Here is a 26,994-nt window from a genome sequence, read left to right on the forward strand (position 1 = left end):
AAAAACCGCGGCTTTCCGCGGTTTTTTTGTATTTGAGTATTAGCAAAAGGAAGCTGACGCATCGGACAAAATCTTACGAAGCGCTGCTCTGTTCAATGAGCGTCAATTTACGTTCGCGCAACGCGAACATGTAACCCAGCAGCCCACCTAGTGTGTTACCCAGCGCAATACCGATGAACAAGCCTTCAATGCTGTACACTTGGCTGCCAACCCATGCAGCAGGCAGCGTAAACACAAACAGGCGCATGAAGCTCCATTGGAAAGCGCGTAGCGGCTTGTGCATCGCATTCAAACCACTGATTAACATCATCACAATACCTTGGAAACCATAGCTAAATGGAACCACGAGTAGATAGTGCCAAAGTAGATTCTTTACTGTTTCTTCTTGTGAAAATAACGCCGCTAAAGGAATGCTCAATGGCACCATCATCAAGAAGATAAACCCTTGGAACACCACTGCAAAACGCATGCTGAGAAACAAACCAGAGAAAGCGCGCTGAGGATTTTTCGCCCCTAAGTTCTGCGCCATAAATGGCGTGAGTGCGGAGGTCAGCGACATCAAGACTAGGATCAAAATAGACTCAATACGCTGCGCCGCACCGTAAGCCGCAACCGCTGCTGTACCGTGGTTGGATAACAGCATCATCAGAATGGCACCGGACAATGGATTCATCGCGTTCGACAGTGCGGCAGGAGTGCCGATTTTTAACGTTTGCTGCCAATCTTGTTTCAGCAAGGACCATTGGGGTTGAGCGAGCAACTTTTCGCGTTTAACTAGCACATAGAATGAGCCACATAGTGCACCTAACCAGCTAAAAGCACTGGCTATTGCCGCACCTTGGATGCCAAGCTCGGGGAATGGGCCAAGTCCGAAGATCAGTAGTGGATCGAGCATGCCGTTAATCAAGCCCGCCAACATCATGATTTTGGCGGGTGTTTTTGTATCCCCAGATGCTCGTATCGCGCTATTGCCCGCCATTGGGATCACCAACAATGGAATGGTGAGATACCACACCTGCATGTACTCTTCGATGAGTGGAATTAGGTCGTCGGCTGCGCCAAGAAAGCGGAACAGTGGTGCAATGGTGGCAAAGCCAATCGAAGAGGCGATAGCCACGAGTGACACCGCTAATAACAAACCGTGAGTGGTAAACCGAGCGGCTTGTGGGGCGTGACCTTGTCCAAGTAAGCGACCAATATTGGTCGATAGACCCATCCCTATTCCCATCGTGATGCAGTTAACCGCAAAGGTTACAGGGAAGGTATAGCTGATCGCCGCTAGCGCTTGAGTACCAAGCAACGAGATAAAAAACGTGTCCACCAAGTTAAACATCAAAATCGCGATCATGCCCATGGTCATGGGGACGGTCATTTTCCGCAGCGTTTCAGGAATAGGTGCGGTCAACAAACCATGCTTATCGGTCGCTTGGGGTTCCAGCTTGTTATTTTCCTGCATGTATGACAACTATGTGGTGAGCAAACTGCAAGGATACAAGAAAGCGAGATGCTGGGCGAGTGAGCATTTCGAACGCAAACCGTTGCTTAGTTGTTCGTTATTTTAACTAAGTCACAAAATTTTTGTGCCACCCCCTTGGGATCGCTGCTTCGACCCCTTATATAGGGATCACGTGTCTGGGGCTACAGTCCCTAAGGACAATTATCAAATAAACATGGAAATTTTCAGGAGAGACGACCGATGAACATTCGTCCATTACATGACCGAGTTATCGTTGAACGTAAAGAAGTTGAATCTAAGTCTGCTGGTGGCATCGTTCTGACTGGTTCTGCTGCAGAAAAATCAACTCGCGGTGTTGTTCTAGCTGTGGGTAAAGGCCGCATCCTAGAAAACGGCACAGTACTGCCGCTGGACGTTAAAGTTGGTGATACTGTTATCTTCGCTGAAGGTTACGGTACAAAAACTGAAAAAATCGACGGTAAAGAAGTGCTTGTCATGTCTGAAAACGACATCATGGCGATCGTTGAATAATAGCAATCATTGAGTAATTTTTTGCTCAGATTCAATTACGAAATTACACACAAAGAATTTTAGAAAGGAAATCAAAGATGGCTGCTAAAGACGTTAAATTTGGTAATGACGCACGAGTTAAAATGCTAGAAGGTGTAAACGTTCTGGCTGACGCAGTAAAAGTAACACTGGGTCCTAAAGGACGTAATGTCGTTCTAGACAAATCTTTTGGTGCACCGACTATCACGAAAGATGGTGTATCAGTAGCGCGTGAAATTGAACTGGAAGATAAATTCCAGAACATGGGCGCACAAATGGTTAAAGAAGTTGCGTCTAAAGCAAACGACGCGGCAGGTGACGGTACAACAACAGCAACAGTACTAGCACAATCTATCGTAAACGAAGGTCTAAAAGCAGTCGCAGCGGGTATGAACCCAATGGACCTTAAGCGCGGTATCGACAAAGCAGTAGCAGCAGCAGTAGAGCAACTAAAAGAGCTTTCTGTTGAATGTAACGACACGAAAGCGATCGCACAGGTTGGTACTATCTCTGCAAACTCAGACGCAAGCGTAGGTAACATCATTGCTGAAGCAATGGAGCGTGTGGGCCGTGATGGCGTTATCACTGTTGAAGAAGGTCAGGCGCTACAAGATGAGCTAGACGTAGTAGAAGGTATGCAGTTCGACCGCGGTTACCTATCTCCTTACTTCATCAACAACCAAGAGTCAGGCAGTGTTGATCTAGAAAACCCATTCATCCTTCTAGTTGATAAGAAGATCTCAAACATTCGTGAACTTCTTCCAACGCTAGAAGCTGTAGCGAAAGCGTCTCGTCCACTGCTTATCATCGCAGAAGATGTAGAAGGCGAAGCGCTAGCAACATTGGTTGTCAACAACATGCGTGGCATCGTGAAAGTTGCAGCAGTGAAAGCACCTGGCTTCGGTGACCGTCGTAAAGCAATGCTACAAGACATCGCTATCCTAACTGGCGGTACTGTGATTTCTGAAGAAATCGGTCTAGAGCTTGAAAAAGTAGCACTAGAAGATCTAGGTCAAGCGAAGCGTGTTTCTATCACGAAAGAAAACACGACTATCATCGATGGTATCGGTGAAGAAGAGATGATCTCTGGCCGCGTAGCTCAAATTCGTCAACAAATCGAAGACGCAACTTCAGACTACGACAAAGAGAAACTACAAGAGCGCGTAGCGAAACTGGCTGGCGGTGTTGCAGTAATCAAAGTTGGTGCAGCAACTGAAGTTGAAATGAAAGAGAAGAAAGACCGTGTAGAAGATGCGCTAGCCGCAACTCGTGCAGCGGTTGAAGAAGGTGTTGTTGCTGGTGGTGGTGTTGCACTTATCCGCGCGGCATCTAAGATTGCTCACCTAACGGGTGACAACGAAGAGCAAAACGTTGGTATCCGCGTTGCACTACGTGCAATGGAAGCGCCAATCCGTCAAATCACGAAGAACGCAGGTGAGGAAGATTCAGTGGTTGCGAACAACGTGAAAGCGGGTGAAGGCTCTTACGGTTACAACGCGGCAACAGGCGAATACGGCGACATGCTAGAAATGGGTATCCTAGACCCAACGAAAGTAACTCGTTCTGCGCTACAGTTCGCAGCATCGGTTGCGGGTCTGATGATCACGACTGAAGCAATGGTTACTGACCTACCGCAAAAAGACGCACCAGCGATGCCTGACATGGGTGGCATGGGCGGTATGGGCGGTATGGGCGGCATGATGTAAGCCAGCTTATCTCTTCGCTCTAAGGGAATCCTTATAGCGGAAAGATAACCGACCAAACCTTTAAAAGTCGAGGCATTTGCCTCGACTTTTTTATGCGCGTTATCCGAGAAATATAGCATTCTGATGTGGCTTCGATTGTGAGAGGCGAGTTCAAGAAATGTCAGTGGAAAAACATGAAAATAGAAGCGATAAAATTTTTTCTTTTGAGTCAGATGGTTAAATCTGACCTACCGCTAACACTTTTTGAACGTGGATAGCGCAAAATCTGAACATTACACTATGTTGTAAATTGTTGCTTCCCATCATGGAGATGAAAATGAAAAAGCTTATGACGTCATTGGCGGTTGCAGCCGCTATCGCATCACCAGTTGCTCTTGCTGACAGTACACCTGTGATGTTCTCTACTATCGACAACACAAACGCACCTTCTAACTCGTCGGTTGGTGGTGTTCGTTTAGCCGTGTTGCATGGACAGGTGAATGAGGTTAAAGGTGTCGACTTTTCACTGCTTGGTATGTCAGAAACGGATCGTACGACAGGTGTGAACTTCGGTCTGTTTTTTGGTGCAGCAAAGGTAAACCAAGAAATGAAAGGTGCGTCTTTAGGCTTAGTTAACTGGAACCAAGGGCAGACGACGGGTGTTAACTTGGGTGCTGTCAACATTACGAACAATGTAAAAGGCTTGAACTGGAGCGCGGTGAACTATTCTGAAGGCTACACTATGGCGGATGTGGGCTTAGCGAGTATCTCTAAAAAGTCTAACTTCCAGTTTGGTTTCTTCAACATGACCGATCAAATTGATGGCGTACAAATTGGTCTTTTGAACTGTGCGGATAACGGTTTCTTCAAGTGTTTCCCACTCATCAACTTCGCTAAATAATCCCTGAGCAAGTCAGAATCTTTAGATACCGAAAGCCCTCGATATTCGTCGAGGGCTTTTTAATTACTGATGGGGTGAAGCGAGTTTACCGGCGCGTTAACTATTTAATTAAGCGGGATGAGGTTTTGCGTTGTTGAATTCTTTGGTGAACCCCTCGGCGCAATGCTTTGATGTGGTTTTCTGCTTTATCCACGCCCAGTAACACCGTTAAAGCCAGTAGGGTAATGACCACCGACTGCGTTAAATAACCCAAACCGATCATCAACCCTAATCCTGCCAGTACCCAAATAACCGCTGCGGATGTTACGCCGTGGATTTTTCCATCGAGTGTCATCATCACCCCTGCACCTAAGAAGCCGACGCCAGTAATAATCTGACCAAGCACGCGTGCTTGATCGAGTGTATTTGGCGATAACGATACTGCCATCGACATAAACAGGTAAGTGCCTGAAATAATAAGAATTGCCGTGCGAATGCCAACAGGTTTACCACGAGTTTGGCGTTCGATACCGATCATTAGCCCATTAATGGCGCAGCATAGTAGGGCAGGCCAGCTGAATGGGCCAAGATCGAAAATTTGTTCGAGTGCTGTATGCATCTTGACCTCCAAAAGAGCGGAGTATGCATAGACTTACCGTGCAAAGCGAACAAAAAGGAACGGTCGTGACGACAAATTTAATTGAGCGTCAGGACCTATTCTAAATGCAAATCCAATGGCGTTTTACTTGGCCTGCCACCAATTTCTCGTGTCAGTTTTGGTACCAGGTAACCCGATACACGCGTGATGAGTCCGCGCATAATGGCTTTTGCTTCTTCGTCCGAAATAAAGTAGTGCGCCGCGCCTTGCACCTTATCAAGAACGTGGAGGTAATAAGGCAAGATACCCGCGTCAAATAAGGCTTCACTTAACGCCACTTGAGCTTCTACCGAATCATTCACGCCTTTCAGCAGAACGCCTTGGTTTAGAAGCGTAACGCCTGCTCTTTTGAGCTTGAACATCTGTTCAGCAAATTCGTCATTGATTTCGTTGGCATGGTTGATGTGAGTCACGAGGATGATTTGTAACCTTGATGCTTGCAGCAGTTGGCATAGTTCATCAGTGACGCGAGCGGGAATCACCACAGGTAAACGGCTATGAATACGCAGACGTTTGATGTGAGGTATGTGAGCAATATGCTCTAAAAGCCAATGAATTTCATCGTCTTTTGCCATTAATGGATCACCACCTGAGAAGATGACTTCGTTCAACTCTGGTTGCTGCGCCATGTATTCTAAGCACTTTGTCCATGCCTGCTTGCCGCTTTTATTTTCTTGATATGGGAAGTGACGACGAAAACAGTAACGGCAATTTACCGCGCAGCCACCTTTGACGATCATTAAGGCGCGGTTGCGATACTTGTGTAGCAGACCAGGGACTTCATTATCCTGCTCTTCTAACGGATCGTTGGAATAGCCCGGATGTACTTCAAATTCATCACTTAATGGTAAAACCTGACGTAAAAGAGGGTCTTTAGGGTTGCCTTTCTCCATCCTATCGACAAAACTTTGCGGTACACGCTGTGCAAACAGCTTGCGCGCGGCAAACCCGTCTTGCCACGGTGAAGGATCTATTTCCAGTATTTCGAGCAATTTTGCAGGATCAGAGATCCCATTCGCCAACTGTTTGAGCCAGTTTTGCTCAACAGATTCGACTTTTCGGGTTATTATGTGCGGCATTGAATTTAGCTCTAAGAATGTAAGAGGAAAAAATGGCTACAGTTAGCACCAATGAATTTAAAGGCGGTCTTAAGTTAATGCTTGATAACGAGCCTTGTGTAATTCTGGAAAACGAATACGTTAAACCAGGTAAAGGCCAAGCGTTCAACCGCGTTAAAATTCGTAAACTTCTTTCTGGTAAAGTGCTAGAGAAAACATTCAAGTCTGGTGACACTTGTGAAGTGGCAGACGTAATGGATATCGACCTAGATTATCTATATTCAGACGGCGAATTCTACCACTTTATGAACAGTGAAACGTTTGAACAGATCGCAGCAGACGCAAAAGCGGTAGGTGACAACGCTAAGTGGTTGGTAGAAAACAACACTTGTATGATCACTCTTTGGAACGGTAACCCAATTACTGTTACTCCACCAAACTTCGTTGAGCTAGAAGTGGTAGACACAGATCCAGGCCTGAAAGGTGATACTCAAGGTACTGGTGGTAAACCAGCTACGCTATCAACTGGCGCTGTTGTTCGTGTTCCTCTGTTCATCTCAATTGGTGAAGTGATTCGCGTTGATACTCGTACGGCTGAATACGTAGGCCGTGTGAAGTAAGTACTTTAGATTGATTGTTTGAAAGGTCGCTTCGGCGGCCTTTTTTATTGCCTGTAATTCTCTCTTGAATGTTCCTGCATAGAAAATCGATATCCTCCGCAAATTTTCGATGATTTTGTATTATTCGTAAAAATCTTATTTATTTCATGAATCTGTCGATTATTCCTTAATGTAACATTTTGATACATTAGTTCTTGTTGTTGAGTTGCATAGCAATCTGATTTTTATCGATTTAACTCAGTAACAATCCAAAAAGGAGAACAAAATGGAAAGCAGAGGCTTAGGAAGGGGTTTAAAGGTGGAAGAAAGACGTCAGTTACTACACAAAGGATTGAAAGCTGCGGTGTTTGGCGTACCGCTGTTGGCAATAGGCTTAACGATTAATAGCTCTGTGCTGATGACCGATGCAGGTTACAGCTACGTGCATCAGAACAATATCACAGGTGAGTTGGATGTGTTTACTGAACCTGGCATTCATTTTCGCATGCCATTTCTGTCCAAAATCACCAAGTATGACCAAGTGATCACTGTGTCATTCGGTAACAGCAAGGGCGAAGATTTTTATCAACGTCTTGATGCGATTCAGGTTCGATTTGCCGACACCTACATTGGTCAGATCCCCGTAACATTCCGCTTTAAGCTCAGTAATGACCCTGAAGCGGTGAAGAAGATGCACAAAGAGTTCCGCAACAATAGTAACTTGATTGATGCGTTGCTTGTAAAGAACGCACGTAACGTGACGGTGATTACTGCAACCCAATACACGGGTGAAGAGTTTTTCCAAGGTGGTTTGAACCAGTTCAAATCGAAACTTGGCGATCAGTTGCGAGAGGGGATTTATCTAACAGAGCGACGTCAGGTTGAAGTGGAAGAGTTGGATCTTGCGCCTGTTGGGGCGAATCAGGCCAATGCGAACCAACTACAGCGTACCAATCAACTGGTTTGGAAAACGGTGCCAGTTGTAGATAAAACCGGGCAACCAATTCGTCAAGACAACCCGTTACAACAATACGGCATTCAAGTGACGCAGGTGACCATTGGTGATCCACAGCCAGAAAAGCAGTTAGATCAGCTATTGGCGGATAAAAAGCGTTTAGTGGCGGATCGTATTCGCGCGATTCAGGAACAAGAAACGTCGAAAGCACAGGCGGAGACCGAGCAGTTACGCAAAGAGATTCAACGAACACGTGAAGTGCAAGACGCTCAGCGTGGTAAAGAACTCGCTATTATTGCTCAGCAAAAAGAAGTGGAAGTTGCACGTCAGATTGCAGAGCGTGAAATCGTTGAAGTGGAAAAAACCAAACGACTTGCTGAAGTCGAGAAGGAGAAAGAGCTAGCTATCGCAGAGGCTAACTTAGCCATTCAAAAGGCGAACGCACTTTCTGCTGAGTTTGAAGCGAAAGCGATATTAGCGAAAGGTCGTGCAGAATCTGAGGTCCTAAAAGCGAAGTACTCGGCGTTAGGGGCAAACCGTGAAGTTTATTTGGCAGAGTTGAATCGAGACGTAGCGAACTCGTTGTACAACAACTTGCAAAACTTCCAAGTTCAGATGCCACAAAACTACATTGGTGGTAGCGAAGAAACGGGCTTGAAAACAAACCTAGATGTGATTACTGGCTTTGGTGCCCTGGGTCTTATGGACCAAACGAAGAAGGTCATACAGCAATAAGATCATGGGTGGTCAAAAGCTTAAAAAGCAAAAAGATCATGGGTAACCCAAAGCAATAAAAAAAGCTGGCATAGAGCCAGCTTTTTCTTTTTAGTCAGTATCTTAAATCATGAAGATAAAGATAACGGCTAGTGCAGTAATGAGGCCTGCAAATGCATAGCATGCAATTTTACCTATCACACCAGTGTGGAATTTAAGGTCGTGCATGCCGTGGTGTACACGGTGCATCGCATGCCACATTGGTAGAGCTAGGGTGCCAATGATGAATAGCGCACCGATGATACTGGTTGCGAATTCGGAGACACGCTCGTAGCTCATCGCTTCTGCATCAATCACGCCTAGTGGGACCAAGATACCTAGCACCAATACCGTGATTGGCGTGATCATCGCGAACCAAGTACCGCCAGCACCAAATAGACCCCACCAGATTGGCTCATCAGAACGTTTTGGTGATGTGTTTACACTATAATTCGGTTTCATGCTCAGCTCCTTACACCACGATGAGAACGATCAGTGAGATGAACGCAACCGCGGCCCACTGAGTCAATACGATGATTTTCTTGTCCACTAGTTTGCCTTTCAAACGAATTGGCATTACTTGTGGCATCATGCTGAAGAAAGTTTGAGCGTGGAATAGGCTACCTAGTAGTGCAACGATGTTGATTGCGACTACGATTGGGTTTGCCATAAAATCCAACCAACCTTGCCATGCTTCAGGGCCTTTCACCAAGCAACCTAAACCGAAAGTTAGGAACAGAGTGAATAGGATCAAAGGCAGCACAGTCGCTTCACGTAGCATGTAGAAGCGGTAGAAAGGATGGTTCTTCCACCAAGTGCGTTTTACTTCACGAACGTAAGGTTTACGATTGCTCATCCTTATGCCTCCACTTTCTTTGGTGAACCATCAGGTTTCAACATAGCAATCACGAAGTCCATAGAAGACTCCACTTTGCCTTGGTTTACTGCCGCTGCTGGGTCAACGTTCTTCGGACAAACTTCAGAACAGTAACCAACAAACGTACAACCCCAAGCACCGTTTTCACCGTTGATAAGCTTCATGCGCTCATCTTTACCGTTGTCACGGCTGTCTAGGTTGTAGCGGTGCGCTAGCGTTAGTGCCGCAGGACCGATGAACTCAGGGTTTAGACCAAACTGAGGACACGCCGCGTAGCATAGACCGCAGTTGATACAACCAGCGAACTGCTTGTATTTCGCCATTTGCTCTGGCGTTTGCAAGTTCGTACCGTCTTCTGGTTTACGGTCGTTACCAATGATGTACGGTTTGATTGCCTCAAGACGTTCGATGAACGGTGTCATATCAACAATCAAGTCTTTTTCGATTGGGAAGTTTGCTAGAGGCTCGATAGTCACACCGTCTGGGTAATCACGTAGGAAGCTCTTACAAGCAAGCTTCGGTACGTTGTTCACCATGATGCCGCAAGAACCACAGATCGCCATACGGCAAGACCAACGGTAAGACAGATCTTTGTCTAGGTGATCTTTAATGTAGCCCAGTGCGTCAAGCACAGACATGGTTTCATCGAATGGAACTTCGAATGTTTGCTTGTATGGTTCTGCATCTTTTTCTGGGTCATAACGCAGAATGTCTACTTTTTGAATGCGATTTGCTGACATTATGCTTGCTCCTCTGCGTTCTTCTCTTCAGCTGCGGCTTTTTCTGCTGCTTCACCGTATAGACGAGCTTTTGGTTGTGACTTAGTGATAGTCACATTGCTGTAATCGATACTTGGCGCTGAATCTGGTTTGTAGAAAGCAAGTGAGTGTTTTAGGAAGTTCGCGTCATCACGCTCTGTACAACCGTCGTCCAGACGTTGGTGCGCGCCGCGAGATTCTTTACGTAGAATCGCAGAGTGAACCATCGCTTCTGCGACTTCTAGGCCGTAACCCACTTCAATTGCGTACAGAAGATCAGTGTTAAACACTTTGCCTTTGTCTTTAATGCTGATGCGTTTGTAGCGTTCTTTTAGTTCGGTGATCTTGTTAATGGTTTCTTGCATCAAATCTTCTTGACGGTAGATACCACAACCCGCTTCCATGGTATGACCCATTTCAGTGCGGATGTTTGCCCAGTTCTCATCACCTTCTTGGTTCATCAGTTTGGCGATACGCTCTTCAACTGCTTTCACTTGAGCATCGATTGCAGACTCGTTCCAACCTTTGAATTCTTCAGCGCGTTTCACTGCGTTTTCACCCGCTACGCGACCAAATACCACAAACTCAGCCAATGAGTTAGAACCTAGACGGTTTGCACCATGAAGACCAACAGACGCACATTCACCAACCGCGAATAGACCTTTAATGCGAGTTTCACAGCCGCCGTTTGTCTCGATACCACCCATGGTGTAGTGAACCGTTGGACGAATTGGAATTGGCTCTTTTGCAGGGTCTACGTTTACGTAAGCTTTTGCTAGCTCACAGATGAACGGTAGACGCTCTTGTAGGTACTCTTCACCAAGGTGGCGAAGGTCTAGGTGCACCACGTCACCCAGTGGGTGTTTGATGGTGTTGCCTTTCTGTTGTTCGTGCCAGAAAGCTTGAGAAACTTTGTCACGAGGACCCAGTTCCATGTATTTGTTCTTCGGTTGGCCAACTGGAGTTTCAGGGCCCATGCCGTAATCTTGTAAGTAACGGTAGCCGTTCTTGTTAACGATGATACCGCCTTCACCACGACAACCTTCCGTCATCAGGATACCTGTGCCAGGAAGACCGGTTGGGTGGTATTGAACGAATTCCATATCACGTAGAGGAACGCCGTGACGGTAAGCCATTGCCATGCCATCGCCCGTTACGATACCGCCGTTGGTGTTACAGTGGTAAACACGGCCCGCGCCACCTGTTGCTAGAACAACAGATTTTGCTTTGATAGTAACAAGCTCGCCTTCAGACATGTGAATAGCAATCAGACCTTGAACTTCGCCTTCATCAACAAGCAGATCCACCACAAAGTACTCATCAAAGCGTTTGATGTTGCTGTACTTCATGGATGTCTGGAATAGCGTATGAAGCATGTGGAAGCCAGTTTTATCTGCAGCGAACCAAGTACGTTCAACCTTCATACCACCAAAGCGGCGTACGTTGACTTCACCGTTCTCTTTACGACTCCATGGGCAACCCCATTGCTCCATTTGGATCATTTCGCGAGTCGCGTTCTCTACAAAGTATTCAACAACGTCCTGTTCACATAGCCAGTCACCACCGCCAACAGTGTCGTTGAAGTGGTTGTCTAAGCTATCTTCATCCTTGATAACTGCTGCTGAGCCACCCTCTGCAGCGACCGTGTGGGAGCGCATTGGATAAACTTTAGAAATCAGAGCGACTTCTAAGTCTGGGTTTGCTTCAGCCGCTGCAATAGCAGTACGAAGACCAGCGCCGCCTGCGCCGATGACTGCGATATCTGTGGTGATAATTTGCACAGTTATCCTCCAGTGTGTGATTGCGGAAATCCGCTTGTTATTGTCATTACGAGGCGCTCTTTAAAAAGAACTCCCCAAAAGTAGTAGGGTTAGTGTAGATGAGCCACATGGCAGAAAAATTGATGTAATTGGGTTTTTGCTTCGGTAATGCACTTAAGGGCATAGAATTTATAGGTTATGTGACTGCTATCACGGCATCGAGGTTTTGGCCCTCAAGCATTAACATTAGGGATGTTAAACCTGTGTTGCGTGACATTAACCGCATGGATAATAGGATTTTAACTGAGTGTTTTTTGTGCTGCGGCACGAGTAATACTTGCCTCAAATAGGCGAGCACGTTAGTAAAAAGAAGAAGGGATATTCCTCTCTTCTTGAAGAGTAAAAAGCATGTAGAATGAGACTTTCCTCGCTGAATTAAAGTTTGAGAGACTTGTTATGCAAACCAACTGGCAACCTACTGCTTCCATTGACCAACTTCGTCAACGTGCGACGTTAATCGCGTCGATTCGCCAATTCTTCGCTGATCGACAGGTGATGGAAGTCGACACGCCAGCCATGAGTCACGCAACCGTGACTGACATTCATTTGCATACTTTCCAAACCGAGTTTGTTGGCCCGGGTTATGCCGATGGTAGCAAGCTGTTCTTTATGACCAGCCCTGAATTCCACATGAAGCGCCTGCTGGCGGCTGGCAGCGGTTGTATTTATCAAATCAACAAAGCATTTCGTAACGAAGAAAATGGTCGTTACCACAATCCAGAATTCACGATGTTGGAGTGGTATCGCGTTGGCTTTGACCATCACAAGCTGATGGATGAAATGGATGACCTATTGCAGTTGGTATTGAAGTGTGGCGCAGCGCAGCGCATGACGTATCAACAAGCCTTCATTGATGTGTTGGGTGTGTGTCCACTAGAAGGCTCGATGACGGAGCTGAAAACGGCGGCAAGCAAGCTGGGTTTGAGTGACATTGCAGAGCCTGAAGAAGATCGCGATACGTTACTGCAATTGCTATTTAGCGTGGGAGTCGAACACAAAATTGGTCAGGATGTGCCTGCTTTTGTGTACGACTTCCCGGCATCACAGGCGGCGCTTGCGAAAATCAATCCTCAAGACCATCGTGTTGCGGATCGCTTTGAGGTGTATTTTAAGGGAATTGAGCTGGCAAATGGGTTCCATGAGCTCGATAACCCGAAAGAGCAACTGGCGCGTTTTGAGCAAGATAACGCGAAGCGTCTCGACATGGGTTTAAAACCGCAGCCAATCGACTATCATTTGATCTCCGCATTGGAGGCAGGGTTGCCAGATTGTGCGGGTGTTGCGTTAGGCATCGATCGTTTGATCATGCTAGCGCTCGGCTGTGACCACATTGATCAAGTGACGGCTTTTCCATTCCCAATCGCATAAGGATATTCAATGAACTTGGCTGCTGCACGTTTGGTCATTCTCAGCTACGCAATACTGATTGCTTACTTATCGTTGAGCTCGGGCGAGTTGCAAGACTGGGGCAACATTGCGTATCTTGATAAAATGCAGCACGCCATGGCGTACAGCGGATTTGCGTTTTTAGGTTGCTTTTGCGTGTGGCGTTGGCGTCAACGTTGGGCGGTGGCGATTGGTATCTTATTATTTAGTGCTGCCATCGAATGGCTACAAGGGTATGTCGGCAGACAAACCTCTTGGTTAGACCTTGTCGCCAACTCAACGGGTATTCTAACTGGTCTGTTATGTTACCGTATTTGGAGCCTCTATCGACCTAGGTTGGTGAAGTCGCTATACTCGATTCGTTAATGAAGAGGGAACACGATAACAATGAAAACGCGCGACAAAATCGTCTACGCGGCACTGGAGTTGTTCAACCAACATGGTGAACGCAACATCACCACCAATCACATTGCCGATCACATCGAAATTAGCCCAGGTAATCTGTATTACCACTTCCGTAATAAGCAAGAAATCGTTCGTGAGATCTTTGCGCTTTATTCAGCAGAACTTTTAGAAAGATTTACCCCTATTCAAGGCTCACAAGAAAGCCTGACTATGCTGAAGAGCTACCTAGATTCCATCTTTACGCTAATGTGGAAATACCGCTTTTTCTACGCGAATCTACCTGAGATCTTGTCACGAGATGAGCAGTTACATGAGCAGTACATCGATGTGCAAGAAAAGCTGCAAGCGAACCTCATTGCGATCATGCAAGAGTTTGTATCGCTGAAGCTGCTTAATGTTGATCAACAGCAGTTGAAGTCACTGGTGTGTACGTTGCATTTGATTGCGTGTAGCTGGTTGGCGTATCAATCTGCAATGGCTTCGAAAACCAGCATCACTGAGCAAATGGTGAAGCAAGGGATGTTGCAGATGCTTAATGTCGTTAAGCCATTAGCAACTGAGCAGGGGTTAGAGCAGCTACTGTTACTGGAAGATGCAGTCAGCAATCTACACAGTTAAACCATTAGCAACTGAGCAGGGGTTAGAGCAGCTACTGTTACTGGAAGATGCAGTCAGCAATCTACACAGTTAAACGTCAAACTGCTTAATATTTCGAGAGTCACTCTCATTTTCGAGTCGTGGCTCGAGTTGACTTGTCAAATATGCCACGCACAATAGTCCTCATACCGTTCAGCCCTCTCTGGGATATGACTCTCGATAAAGGAACTATCGCTCCATGAATTACGACATTTTTAATGGCGATGCTGATGGCATCATTGCGCTTCTACAATTACGCTTGGCTGATCCTATCGAGGCTCAGTTAATTACTGGTGTAAAGCGCGACATCAAGCTGGTGGAAAAAGTAGACGTGCAAGCGGGTGATGAGCTAACGGTGTTAGACATTTCGATGGAAAAGAACATGGTAGGCCTAGAGCAAGCATTGGCTCAAGGCGCGCACGTGTTTTACGCCGATCACCATAAGGCGGGTGATATTCCTCAGCATGGCAACTTGGATGCGCACATCGATCTCGATGCCAACATGTGTACGGCGTTGATTGTCGATCAATTGCTAAATGGACGTTTTCACACATGGGCGATTACGGCGGCTTATGGCGATAACATGATCGCGAAAGCAGATGAATTGGCTGGCAAGGTCGGATTGTCACACGATCAGAAAGCGCAGCTTAAAGAGCTTGGCACTTTGATTAATTACAACGGTTACGGTTCGAAAGTGGATGACTTACATTTCCATCCTGCGGATTTGTACCAAGCCTTGCTGAAGTACACGTCGCCATTTGATGTAATTGAAGATAAAACTTCGCCTTACTACCAACTGCAGTCTGCTTACCAACAAGATATGGATGCCGCTCTGGCAGTGCCTGCCACGCATGAGAGCGGTAAGCTAAAGCTGTTCGAGCTACCAAACACGGCTGCATCACGTCGAATCAGCGGTGTGTATGGCAACTGGCTGGCAAATCAAAACCCAGATTCTGCTCATGCAGTACTCACCGAAAATGCAGATGGCACTTACACGGTCTCTCTACGTGCCCCGTTGAACAACAAACAAGGCGCCGTTGCCGTGTGTGGACAGTTTCCAACTGGTGGCGGCCGAGAAGCGGCGGCAGGCATCAACACATTAAGCAAAGATGATGTAAGTGCTTTTATTGATGCGGTAGAAACGTACTACGCATAGCATTTGCCAAAATATGAATACAAAAAAGGAGCCGAGTGGCTCCTTTTTTATTATAAGTCGATGAGTCAGATAATCAGCGCTTCAACCAAGATTTCGGGTTTTGCGCTTCACTGTTGCGGCGAATTTCGAAGTAGAGTGATGCGCGATCTTGCCCGCCAGTATCACCCGCAAGAGCGATCACTTCGCCAGCGGTCACGCGATCGCCTTCTTTTTTCGTCAACGCTTGGTTGTAGCCGTAGAGCGTCATGTCGCCTTTGCCGTGGTCAAGCAATACCACTAAGCCATACCCGCGTAAATACTCAGCAAATACGACAGTACCAGGGTAAACGGCTTTCACTTGTTGACCGTAATTGGCCGCAAGCACCATTCCCTTCCAGTTTACTTGCCCGGTTTGGCGAGTACCGAAGTTGTGTAATACACGACCTTTGAGTGGCCATGGCAGTTTACCGCGCTGTTTGCCCAGTCCATCCATTGGCACGGCATTACGCTTAGCCGCTTTGGCGATCTCGGCTTTTAGGCGTGTTTCGTTGCGCTGCAGTTCAGCAAGGTAGCGTTTATCGTTCTTGATACTGCTCTGAATTTTATTCAGGGTTTGCTTACGTTTGGATTGTGTACTTGCCAGCGCAGTACGTTTCTCAGATTGCTGTTTGAGTAACGTCTCGATTTGCTCTTTTTCTAGCTCAAGCTGGTTTTTGTTGTGTGCCAATTCTTGAGTGGTTTTGGTGATTGCATCAATCACTTCAGCACGCGCTTTGGCTAAGTGCTGGAAGTATTGACTCATGCGGTCTTCTTCCACACCTTGATTCAACAAGTGCCCATTGGCTTTTGCTCGTTCGGTCACGTAATACGTTTGCAGCAACTGTTTGAGCTCTTCCTCTTGCTCTTGGCGCTGCGCTTCTTGCAAGGCAATTTTCTCTTCTAGCTTGTCTATGTTTTTGTCTGCTTGTGCGAGCTCAGATTTGGTTTGTCTTATTTCGCGTTCAAGTTTAGAAATGCCAAGTTCTTGCTCTTTGAGCGATTTTTGTAGCTCATTGAGTTGCTTTTCTTGGGAAGAGAGAGATTTGCGTTGACGGCTTATCTCACTTGATACGCCTTTGAGCTCTTGTTGACTAGCGGCAGAAGAGGTGAGGGGATATGTGGCAGATAAAGCACAAGTTAATAAAATAGCCGAGCGTAGAACAGGGTGATTTTGTTTTCGCACTTGAGATTTACCTACCACGTTGTTGTCAAAGGTTTGTTGACGATTAAATACCATCTCCATGGATAAAGCTTTGTGATTTACCATTAAAGCCTTGATCCATATCGAGAGAAGGTTTGTCCGTTTTTGGACGACCGACGATTTTCGCAGGAACCCCCGCCACGGTTGTGTGTGGTGGTACTGCTTGCAATACCACAGAGCAAGAGCCGATTTTCGCGCCTTCGCCCACTTCGATATTGCCAAGAATTTTTGCACCTGCACCAATCATCACACCTTCACGGATTTTCGGGTGACGATCGCCGCACTCTTTACCCGTACCGCCTAAGGTAACGTCTTGTAGAATTGAGACGTCATTATCGATAACTGCAGTTTCACCGATGACAATACCCGTTGCGTGGTCGAGCATTATGCCGCTACCAATGCGTGCTGCCGGGTGAATGTCTACCTGACACGCAACCGAAATTTGGTTTTGCAGGTAGGTGGCCAGTGCATGGCGCCCTTGCTTCCATAGCCAGTTTGCCACGCGGTAGCCTTGCAGAGCGTGGTAGCCCTTTAAGTACAGCAGCGGCATAGAGTACATCGAAACTGCAGGGTCGCGATTAACCGTGGCACAAATGTCACAAGCGGCACAATCGGTAATGGTTGGGTCGGCAGAGAACGCTTCTTCTACCACTTCACGTACTGCCATTGCTGGCATCGATGCCGTGTTTAACTTGTTTGCCAAAATGTAGCTGAGCGCGGCACAGAAACTTTCATGCTTGATGATGGTGGCATGGTAAAAGCTGGCCAGCATTGGCTCTTGCTCTGACATTTCGCGGGCTTCTGAGACAATTCTGTTCCAGACTTTTTGTTTTTCGCAGTGTTTCATTCTCAATATCCTGAGTGGTTCTTCCGTGACCCGACAACTTCTATTCTTCTCAGATGAGGTGCGAAGGGGCGTAGAGTGCTACTTTCCTTCGGCTTTTTTGTCACGAGCAAGTAAATCTTGCGCTGCCAGGCGTGCATCCTTCCCTTGATACAATACTTGATAAATTTGATCAACAATTGGCATCTCAACACCCATGCGTTGAGAGAGCATCCATACTTCTTTCGTGTTGCGGTAGCCTTCTACGACTTGGCCAATTTCTTCTTGTGCCGTGTCGACGTCTTTACCTTGACCTAGCGCTAAACCAAAGCGGCGGTTACGTGATTGGTTGTCGGTACACGTTAGGACAAGGTCGCCTAAACCAGCCATACCCATGAAGGTTTCTGGTTTTGCACCAAGCGCAGCACCAAGACGACTCATTTCGGCCAAACCACGAGTAATCAATGCAGTACGCGCGTTGGCTCCAAAACCGATGCCGTCAGACATACCTGCACCAATTGCGATAACGTTTTTCACCGCGCCGCCCAATTGCATGCCGATAAAGTCACTATTGGCGTACACGCGGAAGGTTTTGCTGCAGTGGATTTTTTCTTGTAGGTCAGCGACAAATTCAGCATCTGGAGAAGCAACTGAAATTGCAGTAGGCATGCCCATCGCGAGCTCTTTGGCGAACGTTGGGCCAGACAATACAGCCAGTGAGTAGTTTTCACCGATAATGTCATAAGCGACGTCTTTCAGCAGACGACCCGTTTCTGGCTCAAGACCTTTGGTTGCCCAGCAGATACGAGAGTCTTCACGTAAGAAAGGCTTACAGCTGTTCAGCACGATGCCAAAAACATGGCTTGGAACCACAACCAATAAATCTCGGCTTGCTTGTACGGCTTTTTCTAAATCCGATTCAATGATCAAGCTTTCAGGGAAATCAACGTCAGGTAAGAAAGCGTGGTTCGCGCGATCCGCTTCTAAACGTGCCATGTGCTCAGGCTCGTGTCCCCAAAGGACTACGTTCGCGCCGTTACGAGCGAGTGAGATCGCCAGAGAGGTACCGTATGAACCTGCGCCAATCACCGTCATTGCGATGTCTTTACCGTAAGCATTGTTTGTATTTGCTTGTGTCATGCTACCGCCTAATTGTCTTTCTACTAGTAGAATCTAGTTCCTAATCGTCAAATTTTACGCCTTCTGGCGATTAGGAACTAGGAACTTTTGTTAGAAATAAAAAATGCACATTGCATCGGATGGTAGACGCTCTGTGCATTTTATTAGAGTCGGTGACGTCAGCACTCAGGCTATTCGTCACTTACAAAACGTGAATTACGCTTCAGCTTCGCCTTGTTGAGCTTGCTGTTGTAGGTAGTTCATGAATAGCGCGTCGAAGTTAACTGGCGCTAGGTTCAGTTGAGGGAACGTACCTTTAACCACTAGGCTTGAGATAGTTTCACGAGCATATGGGAATAGGATGTTCGGGCAGAATGCGCCTAGGCAATGTGCTAGTTGGCCTGCTTCCATTTGCTCAGCAGTGAAGATACCACCTTGTTGAACTTCACATAGGAACGCTGTTTCTTCTTCGTTCTTCACAGTTACAGTTAGACGTAGAACCACTTCGTAAACGCCTTCACCAAGCTCACGGCTTTGAGTGTCTAGGTCTAGTTTAACGTCTGGGTTCCATTCTTTTTGGAAGATTACTGGAGAGTTTGGCGCTTCGAAAGAAACGTCTTTTAGGAAGATGCGTTGAATTGCGAAGTTTTGTTGTGCTTCTTGAGGTGCTGCTTCAGCCATTTTTTAATCCTTAAATAAATATTTGTAGAGCCTAGAAACGTCTAAACTCAGAAAACTGGTATGTCCCGAGACTAACTGAGCCAATCTACCTTGACTAGATGAAGCGTGTATTACGTGCAAAGCGTCACAACTTAATGCTTCAACTGCTTTCAATTTGCTCAGTTTATTATCCACGAAGCTTGGCAAAAACACGCTTGGTGCGTACCTTGTCTTTTGCCACTGCCACGTTATCGAAGCTGCCGGGTATTACTTTTTACCACGTACTAAAGGCAGGTTCGCTTCGTTCCATGCAATCAATCCGTTCTTCAGTAGGCTTACTTTTTCAAAGCCTGCTTTTACTAATAGGTTCGCGCTTTCTTGAGCGTTTTGCCCTGTTTTGCATACCACAATGATTGGGTCTGATTTGTGGTTTTCAAGGCTACCAAAGTTACCCGCTTTGATATCTGACGGTAAAATGTGAAGTGAGTCGGTGATATGACCTTTTTTGAACTCGTCCTTTGTGCGGATATCCACTACAACGCCGTTTTCACGGTTCATAAGATGAGTCAGTTGGTTTACGTTGATTTCTTTGTATGCGGCCGTCGCTGACTTCACGATGTTCATGATAAAGGCGACAAGAAGACCTACCCAAACCAAAGATAGAATCATGTTCTGTTGGAAAAATTCAATGTACTCTTGCATGTCTTGAGCTCTTACGCTGTTGGCGGAAAAATAAAGCAGGAGTATAGCGGGGTTAAGCCTCTTAGGCGAGAGGGTTAAAATTTTCTAACGAATAATTGAGATCTCTATAAACCCTTTATGTTATTGCCATCCGTGCCTTGGACTATGGTAGCTTGATTGTTTTTGCCTATTGGATTTATCGACTTAAGTGACTTTTGTTTTACCGAAAAAAGCGAACAATAGGTACTAACCAATCTTGTTCGATAATGCTTTAAATAAGCGCTGTTTCGGGTGCAAAAACAAGAATCAGAAGCGTAAGAAAACCGAACCTAGACTGGGGTGTACAAAGCGTATTAGGAATGACTATGCTTGTGGAACACGTTTGTCGGCACTGACTCGTTGTTCGCTTAACTTGTAAGATAGCAACAATAAATCGCAAACATTATTTGATCTTAACCTACAGTTTTGGTTAAAAAGTGTAGTAAAATTACGCTAGTTTTGTTTCAAGGTTAGATAGGGCAGCGAGGCCCTACGCCAAAAGTTACTTAAATTTGATGAGGTCATCACTATGTCAGCTAAGAAGCCACTGGCTCTAGTTATCCTTGACGGTTACGGTTACCGTGAAGACACAGCAAGTAACGCAATTGCGAATGCGAAAACACCAGTAATGGATGCTCTGATTGCGAATAACCCACACACTCTAATCTCTGCTTCAGGCATGGATGTTGGCCTTCCTGATGGTCAAATGGGTAACTCAGAAGTTGGTCACACTAACATTGGCGCAGGTCGCGTTGTATACCAAGATCTAACTCGTATCACTAAATCGATCGCTGACGGTGAGTTCGCTGAAACGCCTGCGCTTGTTGAAGCAGTTGATGCTGCTGTTAAAGCAGAGAAAGCGGTACACATCATGGGTCTGATGTCTCCAGGTGGCGTACACTCTCATGAAGACCATATCTACGCAGCGGTTGAAATGGCAGCGGCTCGTGGCGCTGAGAAAATCTACCTACACTGTTTCCTAGACGGTCGTGACACGCCACCACGTAGTGCTGAAAACTCGCTACAACGTTTCCAAGATCTATTCGCGAAACTAGGTAAAGGTCGTGTTGCTTCTCTAGTAGGTCGCTACTACGCTATGGACCGTGACAACAACTGGGATCGCGTTCAAGTGGCTTACGATCTTCTGACTCAAGCGAAAGCTGAGTTTACAGCAGAAACCGCCGTTGCTGGTCTAGAAGCCGCTTACGCTCGTGAAGAGAACGATGAGTTCGTGAAATCGACTGCAATTAAAGCGGAAGGCGAAGAAGACGCAATCATGCAAGACGGTGATGCGGTTATCTTCATGAACTACCGTGCTGACCGTGCTCGTCAAATCACTCGCGCATTCGTGCCTGACTTTGATGGTTTTGAGCGTGCGGTATTCCCGGCAGTTAACTTCGTTATGTTGACTCAATACGCGGCAGATATCCCTCTAGCAATCGCATTCCCACCAGCGTCTCTAGAAAACACGTACGGTGAGTGGCTGTCTAAGCAAGGTCAAACTCAGCTACGTATCTCTGAAACAGAGAAATACGCACACGTGACTTTCTTCTTCAACGGCGGTGTTGAAAACGAATTTGAAGGCGAAGAGCGCCAGCTTGTTGCTTCTCCAAAAGTAGCCACTTACGACCTTCAGCCAGAAATGAGCTCCCCTGAGCTTACAGAGAAACTGGTTGCGGCGATCAAGTCTGGTAAGTTCGACACTATCATCTGTAACTACCCGAACGCAGATATGGTTGGTCACACTGGCGTTTACGAAGCAGCTGAGAAAGCAATCGAAGCGCTAGATGAAAGTGTTGGCAAAGTAGTTGAAGCAATCAAAGAAGTTGGCGGTCAGCTACTGATCACTGCGGACCACGGTAACGCAGAAATGATGGTTGACCCAGAAACGGGTGGTACTCACACAGCGCACACTAACCTACCGGTTCCTCTTATTTACGTAGGTGATAAAGCGGTTGAGTTCAAAGAAGGCGGCAAACTGTCTGACCTTGCACCAACCATGCTTTCTCTAGCAGGTCTAGAAATCCCAGCAGAAATGACGGGTGAAGTGCTAGTTAAATAATTAACTAACTGCTCAGAATGACAAAAGCCCGAGTTTAAACTCGGGCTTTTTTGTATCTGGCAACAAGGGCTGGTCTGTAAGGTTATTGAACCAAAATGCCAGCACCAATCACAGCTAGGGCTGCGCCCAACCATGCAAATCGGTTTGGTCGGCGTTTAGTGTAAATCCAGAGTAGCGGTAGCAACATAATTGGCGTGGTTGAAGATAGCAGTGCAACCATACCTACATTTCCTTCTTGCAGTGCGTATAAGATCAGCGTCATGCCGACGGCCATCGCCAAGAAACCGTTAAGCGCAGTAATACCAAATACTCGCCAAGTAATGTGTTGTGTCGAGCGAGCGACTTTGACCCCTAGAACTAACAACATGCTGTGGGCGAAAAATGCACTGATCATTCGAATAGCAGAAGCCGCAACGGGGTCAATACTGGTTTGCATTACTGGCTTGGCGATGATGCCGCCCAATGCTTGGCACATTGCTGCGGTTAAGCCAAGTCCAATACCCACCCAGATGTTACCTTTAATGTCTTCCAAGACGTTATTCACTTGACCTCTTCGGCCAAAGAATATCGCCATCACCACGCCGCTAAATACCAATGATGCGCCCAGTAGTTCTATTGTGGTCATGACTTCGCTAAATAAGAAGTAGCCCAAAATGGCCGAGAATACCGCATGGCAGGAAAACAGTAGTCCGGCTTGTCTTGGTCCCATACGATTCAAGCACGCAAACAGAGCGGTATCACCGATGAAAATTCCAATCAGACCCGACGCCATCATTGGCGTTACATGTTCCCAAGAAACCGTTAACCAGCCGCCAGTTATCCAGGCCATTGTTGATAAGATCACGGCCGTACAGCCCATGCGCCAGCGGCTGTAAGAAAATGCGCCTAGGTGTTGTGCAGGAATGACAGAAATAAGGCTAGAAACTGCCCACAGAAAAGCGGCACATAAAGCAAGCCATTCGTAACCCATGATGTGTCGACGTCCTTGTAGAGTAGAGGAGTCTTAATATGCACGAAATTTAATGGATGTAAAAGCAGCTCTGTGAGGGCAATAGCTGGCGAACAGCTCCATGACAACAAGCTCTGTCACGGAGCTTATCGATTAAAACAGCACCAGAACTGCGCCATACACGATAAATAGACCAATCAAACCAAGAATCAGCCCCACTTTCGCCATGTCTTTGCTCTCGATTAGGCCTGTTGAATAAGCCAAAGAGTTTGGTGGCGTGGAAACCGGTAAGATCATGCCAAGTGATGCGGAGAATGCGACGACAACCAGTAAACCTTGTAGGCCACCAACCGCAATAAGGCTTGGCATGGATGTACCAATAGCGGCAGCAATAGGCATTAATAAGTTTGCCGTTGCGGTATTAGACATAAAGTTCGCCATTAACCAACATACGACCGATAGGGCAAAGACAACGGCAAATGGTGATAGTAAGCTGTAATCAATGGCGTGTGCTAATGCTTCGGCTAAGCCTGTTTTGTCTAAGGCAATACCAATTGCGATACCACCGGCAACCAGCCATAAAACATCCCAGTTAATCAGCTTGAGTTCTTCTTTTCCCATAATGCCCGTTAACGTGAACACCGCCAGCGGGATAATCGCAACAACATACGTGTTCATGCCGTGCACTTTTGTCGTCATCCAAAGCACAATGGTTAGTGCAAAAGTGATGTAGACGACGATCGCGCGCCAGCTCTTTTTGAACGTACCATCCAGCTTTAGTTTCATTTCTGGTTCGCTGGACGGAAACAGCTTCTGCAACAAAAACCAAGCAACAGTGAGTTGTATCAGCACAAATGGTAGGCCCATTGTCATCCAAGATAGGAAGTCTATGGCGTTTTCTCCGGTGAGGTATTGGAGCGCTATTGCGTTAGGTGGCGTGCCTATCGGAGTTGCAATGCCGCCAGTATTCGCGGCAATTGGAATGCACAGCACCAGCGCTTTAATCCCTAGATCCCCTTTAGGTGCAGAAGCGACGATTGGACCGAGCAGCGCCAACATCATGACCGTCGTGGCAGTGTTGGACATGAACATTGAAAAAACGGCGGTAATGAGCATCAAACCCAGCATGATGAACTTAGGTTGTGTGCCGAATGGTTTTAGTAGTACTCGGGCGAGATTGTTGTCGAGTTCGTATTTGGAAGCCGCGATGGCGAGGGCAAACCCACCCATAAAAAGAATAATGATCGGTGAAGAGAAGGCAGAGAAAATATCAGTGTAAGCAATTAACTCTCCTAAATCATGCCCCGCTGGTGGATTGCGAAATAGATGCAAACCTTTATCCGATATCATGATCAGTTCAAGAGCGATAATAAGAATGGACGTAGCAAAAACGGGTACCGGCTCAAGAACCCAAAGTAGGGCAGCAAGAAGAAAAATAGCCAACAGACGATGCTGAATTAAAGTAAGATCATCAATAGGAATAGCATCAATCGGCATCATCAAAACACCGAGCGGAATTAAAAAGCATACCAGCAATTTCGCCAGCGTGTTTACACTCATCTTTGGCATTGGCTGCCCCTCTAAATATTCATCCTAAGCGCAGGATAATTGATTGTGGAATGAAGGTCTTAGAGGCAGGTATGAGTTTGAGAAATAGAGGCTAAATTTTGAACGGAATTTTGCTTTTTATCAATAAAAAGAGCCCTTGAGAAAGGGCTCTTTTAACGGGGTTTTGTTTATTTTTTCAAGGCGTAAGGTGTGCCCATTACGGTTGGCTTACCGTTTTCCATGCTTGCGTCAAACTCAATCGCGTCTTTGGCAAACAGGTTAATAACAGTAGAGCCCAGTTTGAAGCGGCCCATCTCTTCGCCTTTTTTCAAGATCACGGCCTTGTCACCCTCAGCTGGGTAATCCCATTTGTAGACAGTATTGCCACGAGGCGGAGTGATCGTGCCAGCCCACACTTGCTCAATGCTGCCAACAATTGTCGCACCAACAAGCACTTGTGCCATTGGACCAAACTCAGTGTCAAAGATACACACCACACGCTCGTTACGTGCGAATAGATTTGGAACGTTTTCTGCCGTAAGTGGGTTTACCGAGAACAGGTCACCAGGCACGTAAATCATTTGGCGCAGTGTGCCGTCACACGGCATGTGTACACGATGGTAATCGCGCGGAGACAGGTACAGCGTGGCAAAAGATCCATCTTTAAATTCGTTTGCTAAATTCGCGTCACCGCCTAGCAGTTCTTGCGCTGAGAAGTGATGACCTTTTGCTTGGATAAGTTGACCATCTTCAATAGGGCCAAATTGGCTAACACAAGCGTCGGCTGGGTGAGTGATGACGTTTTCGCCTTCAGAAATTGGGCGTGCGCCCTCTTTTAGCTCACGAACGAAAAACTCGTTGAACGTTTTAAAATGCTTAGGATCTGAGTGCTTCGCCTCATCCATGTTCACATTGTATTGTTTGATAAACCAACGAATAACTGCTGTTGTTAGACCGCCAGCTTTTGCTGAAGCCAGTTTACCCATTAGGCGAGTGAGGCCGTGTTGTGGGATCCAGTACTGCAGTCCAACTTTAAACTTGTCCATCTTTAATTCCGATACTTCTGTTAGATTCGCGCTTTAGGGCGCGTGATGTTACTGAAATTTAATTTGCTTGTCAGTATTAGGTGAAGACTTTTTACACAGTTACAGTCTTAACTTAATTACAGATCGGCTTTCTTATTGCGTGAATACTGACGGTTTGCTTTGTTTTCAACCATGCTTTCCAAAATGCGATGGTAGTTTTCAAAGCGAGTTTCGTTGATTTCCCCTTTCTCAACAGCTTCACGTAGAAGGCAGCCAGGGTCGTCATTGTGCTTACAATCTCGGAACTTACAACCGCCTAAGTATGGTCGGAATTCAACGAATGCTTTCGTTACTTCTTCTGCTTCCAAATGCCAAAGCCCAAATTCACGCACTCCAGGCGAGTCGATCAAGTCGCCACCCGTCGGAATATGATACAAGCGCGCTGCTGTCGTGGTGTGTTGGCCTAAGCCAGAGTTCTCGGAAACTTCGCCTTCTTCCACTTCGCTCTCTAGTTCCGGCATTAACGCGTTGACTAAGCTGGATTTCCCTACGCCTGATTGACCAACAAAGATATTAATTCGGTCACGCAGCAGAGTTTCTAGTTCAGCAATGCCTTCTCCAGACTTCTTGCTTACCAGAAGCACTTTATAGCCAATGCGTTCATATTCTTTGAGCCATTCTTCATACATTGCACGATCATCGGCTTCTAGAAGATCGACTTTGTTTAAGACCAGCAATGGTGCGATATTCAGTGTTTCTGATGCTACGAGGTAACGGTCAATAATATTCAGTGATAGCTCGGGCAGTACCGAGGAGACAATGACCATTTGATCAATATTGGCAGCTACGGGCTTTAGGCCATCGTAGTAATCTGGACGAGTGAGCACTGAAGAACGAGGTTCTACCGCTTCAACAACGCCAGAAATGCCAGCCATAGACTCCAAGCCTTCGCGCCATAAAACTCGATCGCCAGATACTAAAGATTCGATACCACGGCGAAGGTTACAGCGTTGAATCTCGCCTGTTTCAAGGTCTTCAATATCCGCGTGCTGGCCAAAACGAGTGATCACTAGACCTTGTTTGCTTGCGCCTAGCATGTTTTCATCCCACTGGATGGACTCTTCTTGCTTTTTTAAACGCTTTTGTTGGTTGCTGCGTACGCGTCGCACTTGACCTTTGGTTAACTTTTTCTTCTTTGCCACAATTCTGTACTTTATGTGAATTTACTCAAATGGTTG

The 26,994-nt window shown here is 46.5% G+C and carries 26 protein-coding genes; 10 read left to right on the forward strand and 16 right to left on the reverse strand.

Going from position 1 to position 26,994, the window contains the following annotated elements:
- Positions 1–73: 73 nt before the first annotated feature.
- Positions 74–1,456, reverse strand: a complete 1,383-nt coding sequence (locus FR741_RS01225; protein WP_167426168.1) for an MATE family efflux transporter — start codon at positions 1,454–1,456, stop codon at positions 74–76.
- A 240-nt stretch (positions 1,457–1,696) separates the two neighbouring features.
- Here FR741_RS01225 and FR741_RS01230 point away from each other — a divergent pair, with 240 nt between their 5' ends.
- The 3 genes from FR741_RS01230 (at position 1,697) to FR741_RS01240 (ending at position 4,591) form a co-directional block, all read left to right on the forward strand.
- Entirely contained in the window at positions 1,697–1,987 is a 291-nt protein-coding gene (locus FR741_RS01230; protein ID WP_005381516.1) for a co-chaperone GroES, read from the forward strand.
- 77 nt (positions 1,988–2,064) lie between these two features.
- Positions 2,065–3,711, forward strand: coding sequence for a chaperonin GroEL (groL, locus tag FR741_RS01235; RefSeq protein WP_005381509.1), 1,647 nt, complete (start codon positions 2,065–2,067; stop codon positions 3,709–3,711).
- A gap of 316 nt (positions 3,712–4,027) precedes the next feature.
- Positions 4,028–4,591 carry a VC2662 family protein gene (locus FR741_RS01240; protein ID WP_005395435.1) on the forward strand — a complete coding sequence of 188 codons (564 nt, stop codon included), beginning with the start codon at positions 4,028–4,030 and terminating at the stop codon, positions 4,589–4,591.
- Between the two features lie 100 nt (positions 4,592–4,691).
- Here FR741_RS01240 and FR741_RS01245 read toward each other — a convergent pair whose 3' ends face one another.
- The gene (locus FR741_RS01245; RefSeq protein WP_005395427.1) at positions 4,692–5,189 is read right to left on the reverse strand and encodes an MgtC/SapB family protein; all 498 of its coding nucleotides are present in this window, start codon (positions 5,187–5,189) and stop codon (positions 4,692–4,694) included.
- Positions 5,190–5,284: 95 nt separating this feature from the next.
- Positions 5,285–6,307 carry an EF-P beta-lysylation protein EpmB gene (epmB, locus tag FR741_RS01250; RefSeq protein WP_005381502.1) on the reverse strand — a complete coding sequence of 341 codons (1,023 nt, stop codon included), beginning with the start codon at positions 6,305–6,307 and terminating at the stop codon, positions 5,285–5,287.
- A gap of 32 nt (positions 6,308–6,339) precedes the next feature.
- On the opposite strand from epmB, the gene efp reads away from it, so the two are divergent.
- A complete protein-coding gene (gene efp, locus FR741_RS01255; protein ID WP_005395425.1) occupies positions 6,340–6,906 on the forward strand; it encodes an elongation factor P in 567 nt (188 codons plus the stop codon).
- 265 nt (positions 6,907–7,171) lie between these two features.
- Complete coding sequence (locus FR741_RS01260) at positions 7,172–8,575, forward strand: SPFH domain-containing protein (RefSeq protein WP_005395423.1); 1,404 nt, start codon at positions 7,172–7,174, stop codon at positions 8,573–8,575.
- Between the two features lie 102 nt (positions 8,576–8,677).
- Here FR741_RS01260 and frdD read toward each other — a convergent pair whose 3' ends face one another.
- The 4 genes from frdD to frdA are packed head-to-tail and all read right to left on the reverse strand — an operon-like array spanning position 8,678 to position 12,009.
- Positions 8,678–9,055 (reverse strand): fumarate reductase subunit FrdD, encoded by a 378-nt coding sequence (gene frdD / locus FR741_RS01265; protein WP_005395421.1) that lies wholly within the window; start codon positions 9,053–9,055, stop codon positions 8,678–8,680.
- A gap of 10 nt (positions 9,056–9,065) precedes the next feature.
- Positions 9,066–9,449, reverse strand: coding sequence for a fumarate reductase subunit FrdC (frdC, locus tag FR741_RS01270; RefSeq protein WP_005395419.1), 384 nt, complete (start codon positions 9,447–9,449; stop codon positions 9,066–9,068).
- A gap of 2 nt (positions 9,450–9,451) precedes the next feature.
- Positions 9,452–10,210, reverse strand: a complete 759-nt coding sequence (locus FR741_RS01275; RefSeq protein ID WP_005381489.1) for a succinate dehydrogenase/fumarate reductase iron-sulfur subunit — start codon at positions 10,208–10,210, stop codon at positions 9,452–9,454.
- On the reverse strand, positions 10,210–12,009 hold the full coding sequence (gene frdA, locus FR741_RS01280) for a fumarate reductase (quinol) flavoprotein subunit (protein WP_167426169.1): 1,800 nt from the start codon (positions 12,007–12,009) through the stop codon (positions 10,210–10,212). The genes FR741_RS01275 and frdA overlap by 1 nt, the downstream gene beginning before the upstream one ends.
- 435 nt (positions 12,010–12,444) lie before the next feature.
- Between frdA and epmA the strand changes: the two genes are divergently transcribed.
- The 4 genes from epmA to FR741_RS01300 all read left to right on the forward strand — a co-directional run bounded on the left by epmA (position 12,445) and on the right by FR741_RS01300 (position 15,631).
- Positions 12,445–13,416, forward strand: a complete 972-nt coding sequence (epmA, locus tag FR741_RS01285) for an elongation factor P--(R)-beta-lysine ligase (RefSeq protein ID WP_054868158.1) — start codon at positions 12,445–12,447, stop codon at positions 13,414–13,416.
- Positions 13,417–13,425: 9 nt separating this feature from the next.
- On the forward strand, positions 13,426–13,800 hold the full coding sequence (locus FR741_RS01290) for a VanZ family protein (protein WP_005395414.1): 375 nt from the start codon (positions 13,426–13,428) through the stop codon (positions 13,798–13,800).
- Positions 13,801–13,821: 21 nt separating this feature from the next.
- On the forward strand, positions 13,822–14,457 hold the full coding sequence (locus FR741_RS01295; RefSeq protein WP_005395413.1) for a TetR/AcrR family transcriptional regulator: 636 nt from the start codon (positions 13,822–13,824) through the stop codon (positions 14,455–14,457).
- Positions 14,458–14,674: 217 nt separating this feature from the next.
- Positions 14,675–15,631 carry a DHH family phosphoesterase gene (locus FR741_RS01300; protein ID WP_167426170.1) on the forward strand — a complete coding sequence of 319 codons (957 nt, stop codon included), beginning with the start codon at positions 14,675–14,677 and terminating at the stop codon, positions 15,629–15,631.
- Positions 15,632–15,704: 73 nt separating this feature from the next.
- Here FR741_RS01300 and FR741_RS01305 read toward each other — a convergent pair whose 3' ends face one another.
- From FR741_RS01305 to FR741_RS01325, 5 genes are all read right to left on the reverse strand, one after another.
- Complete coding sequence (locus FR741_RS01305) at positions 15,705–16,850, reverse strand: murein hydrolase activator EnvC family protein (RefSeq protein ID WP_047010262.1); 1,146 nt, start codon at positions 16,848–16,850, stop codon at positions 15,705–15,707.
- A gap of 25 nt (positions 16,851–16,875) precedes the next feature.
- Positions 16,876–17,697 (reverse strand): serine O-acetyltransferase, encoded by an 822-nt coding sequence (cysE, locus tag FR741_RS01310; protein WP_005395410.1) that lies wholly within the window; start codon positions 17,695–17,697, stop codon positions 16,876–16,878.
- A 78-nt stretch (positions 17,698–17,775) separates the two neighbouring features.
- Positions 17,776–18,813: an NAD(P)H-dependent glycerol-3-phosphate dehydrogenase gene (gene gpsA / locus FR741_RS01315; protein ID WP_005395404.1), complete on the reverse strand. Its 1,038-nt coding sequence runs from the start codon at positions 18,811–18,813 to the stop codon at positions 17,776–17,778.
- A 195-nt stretch (positions 18,814–19,008) separates the two neighbouring features.
- Entirely contained in the window at positions 19,009–19,473 is a 465-nt protein-coding gene (gene secB, locus FR741_RS01320) for a protein-export chaperone SecB (RefSeq protein WP_005395400.1), read from the reverse strand.
- A 246-nt stretch (positions 19,474–19,719) separates the two neighbouring features.
- Positions 19,720–20,154: a rhodanese-like domain-containing protein gene (locus FR741_RS01325; protein ID WP_005395399.1), complete on the reverse strand. Its 435-nt coding sequence runs from the start codon at positions 20,152–20,154 to the stop codon at positions 19,720–19,722.
- Between the two features lie 547 nt (positions 20,155–20,701).
- Here FR741_RS01325 and gpmM point away from each other — a divergent pair.
- Positions 20,702–22,234 (forward strand): 2,3-bisphosphoglycerate-independent phosphoglycerate mutase, encoded by a 1,533-nt coding sequence (gpmM, locus tag FR741_RS01330; RefSeq protein WP_167426171.1) that lies wholly within the window; start codon positions 20,702–20,704, stop codon positions 22,232–22,234.
- Between the two features lie 82 nt (positions 22,235–22,316).
- Here gpmM and FR741_RS01335 read toward each other — a convergent pair whose 3' ends face one another.
- From FR741_RS01335 to rsgA, 4 genes are all read right to left on the reverse strand, one after another.
- On the reverse strand, positions 22,317–23,204 hold the full coding sequence (locus FR741_RS01335) for a DMT family transporter (protein WP_005381469.1): 888 nt from the start codon (positions 23,202–23,204) through the stop codon (positions 22,317–22,319).
- A gap of 132 nt (positions 23,205–23,336) precedes the next feature.
- Positions 23,337–24,752, reverse strand: a complete 1,416-nt coding sequence (locus FR741_RS01340) for an SLC13 family permease (protein ID WP_012841332.1) — start codon at positions 24,750–24,752, stop codon at positions 23,337–23,339.
- A 167-nt stretch (positions 24,753–24,919) separates the two neighbouring features.
- Positions 24,920–25,777: an archaetidylserine decarboxylase gene (gene asd, locus FR741_RS01345; RefSeq protein ID WP_005395389.1), complete on the reverse strand. Its 858-nt coding sequence runs from the start codon at positions 25,775–25,777 to the stop codon at positions 24,920–24,922.
- Positions 25,778–25,893: 116 nt separating this feature from the next.
- Positions 25,894–26,958 (reverse strand): small ribosomal subunit biogenesis GTPase RsgA, encoded by a 1,065-nt coding sequence (gene rsgA, locus FR741_RS01350; protein ID WP_005395388.1) that lies wholly within the window; start codon positions 26,956–26,958, stop codon positions 25,894–25,896.
- Between the last annotated feature and the right edge of the window lie 36 nt (positions 26,959–26,994).

Origin of the sequence: Vibrio diabolicus (genome assembly GCF_011801455.1) — a bacterium.
In the GTDB taxonomy this organism is placed as follows: Bacteria; Pseudomonadota; Gammaproteobacteria; order Enterobacterales; family Vibrionaceae; genus Vibrio; species Vibrio diabolicus.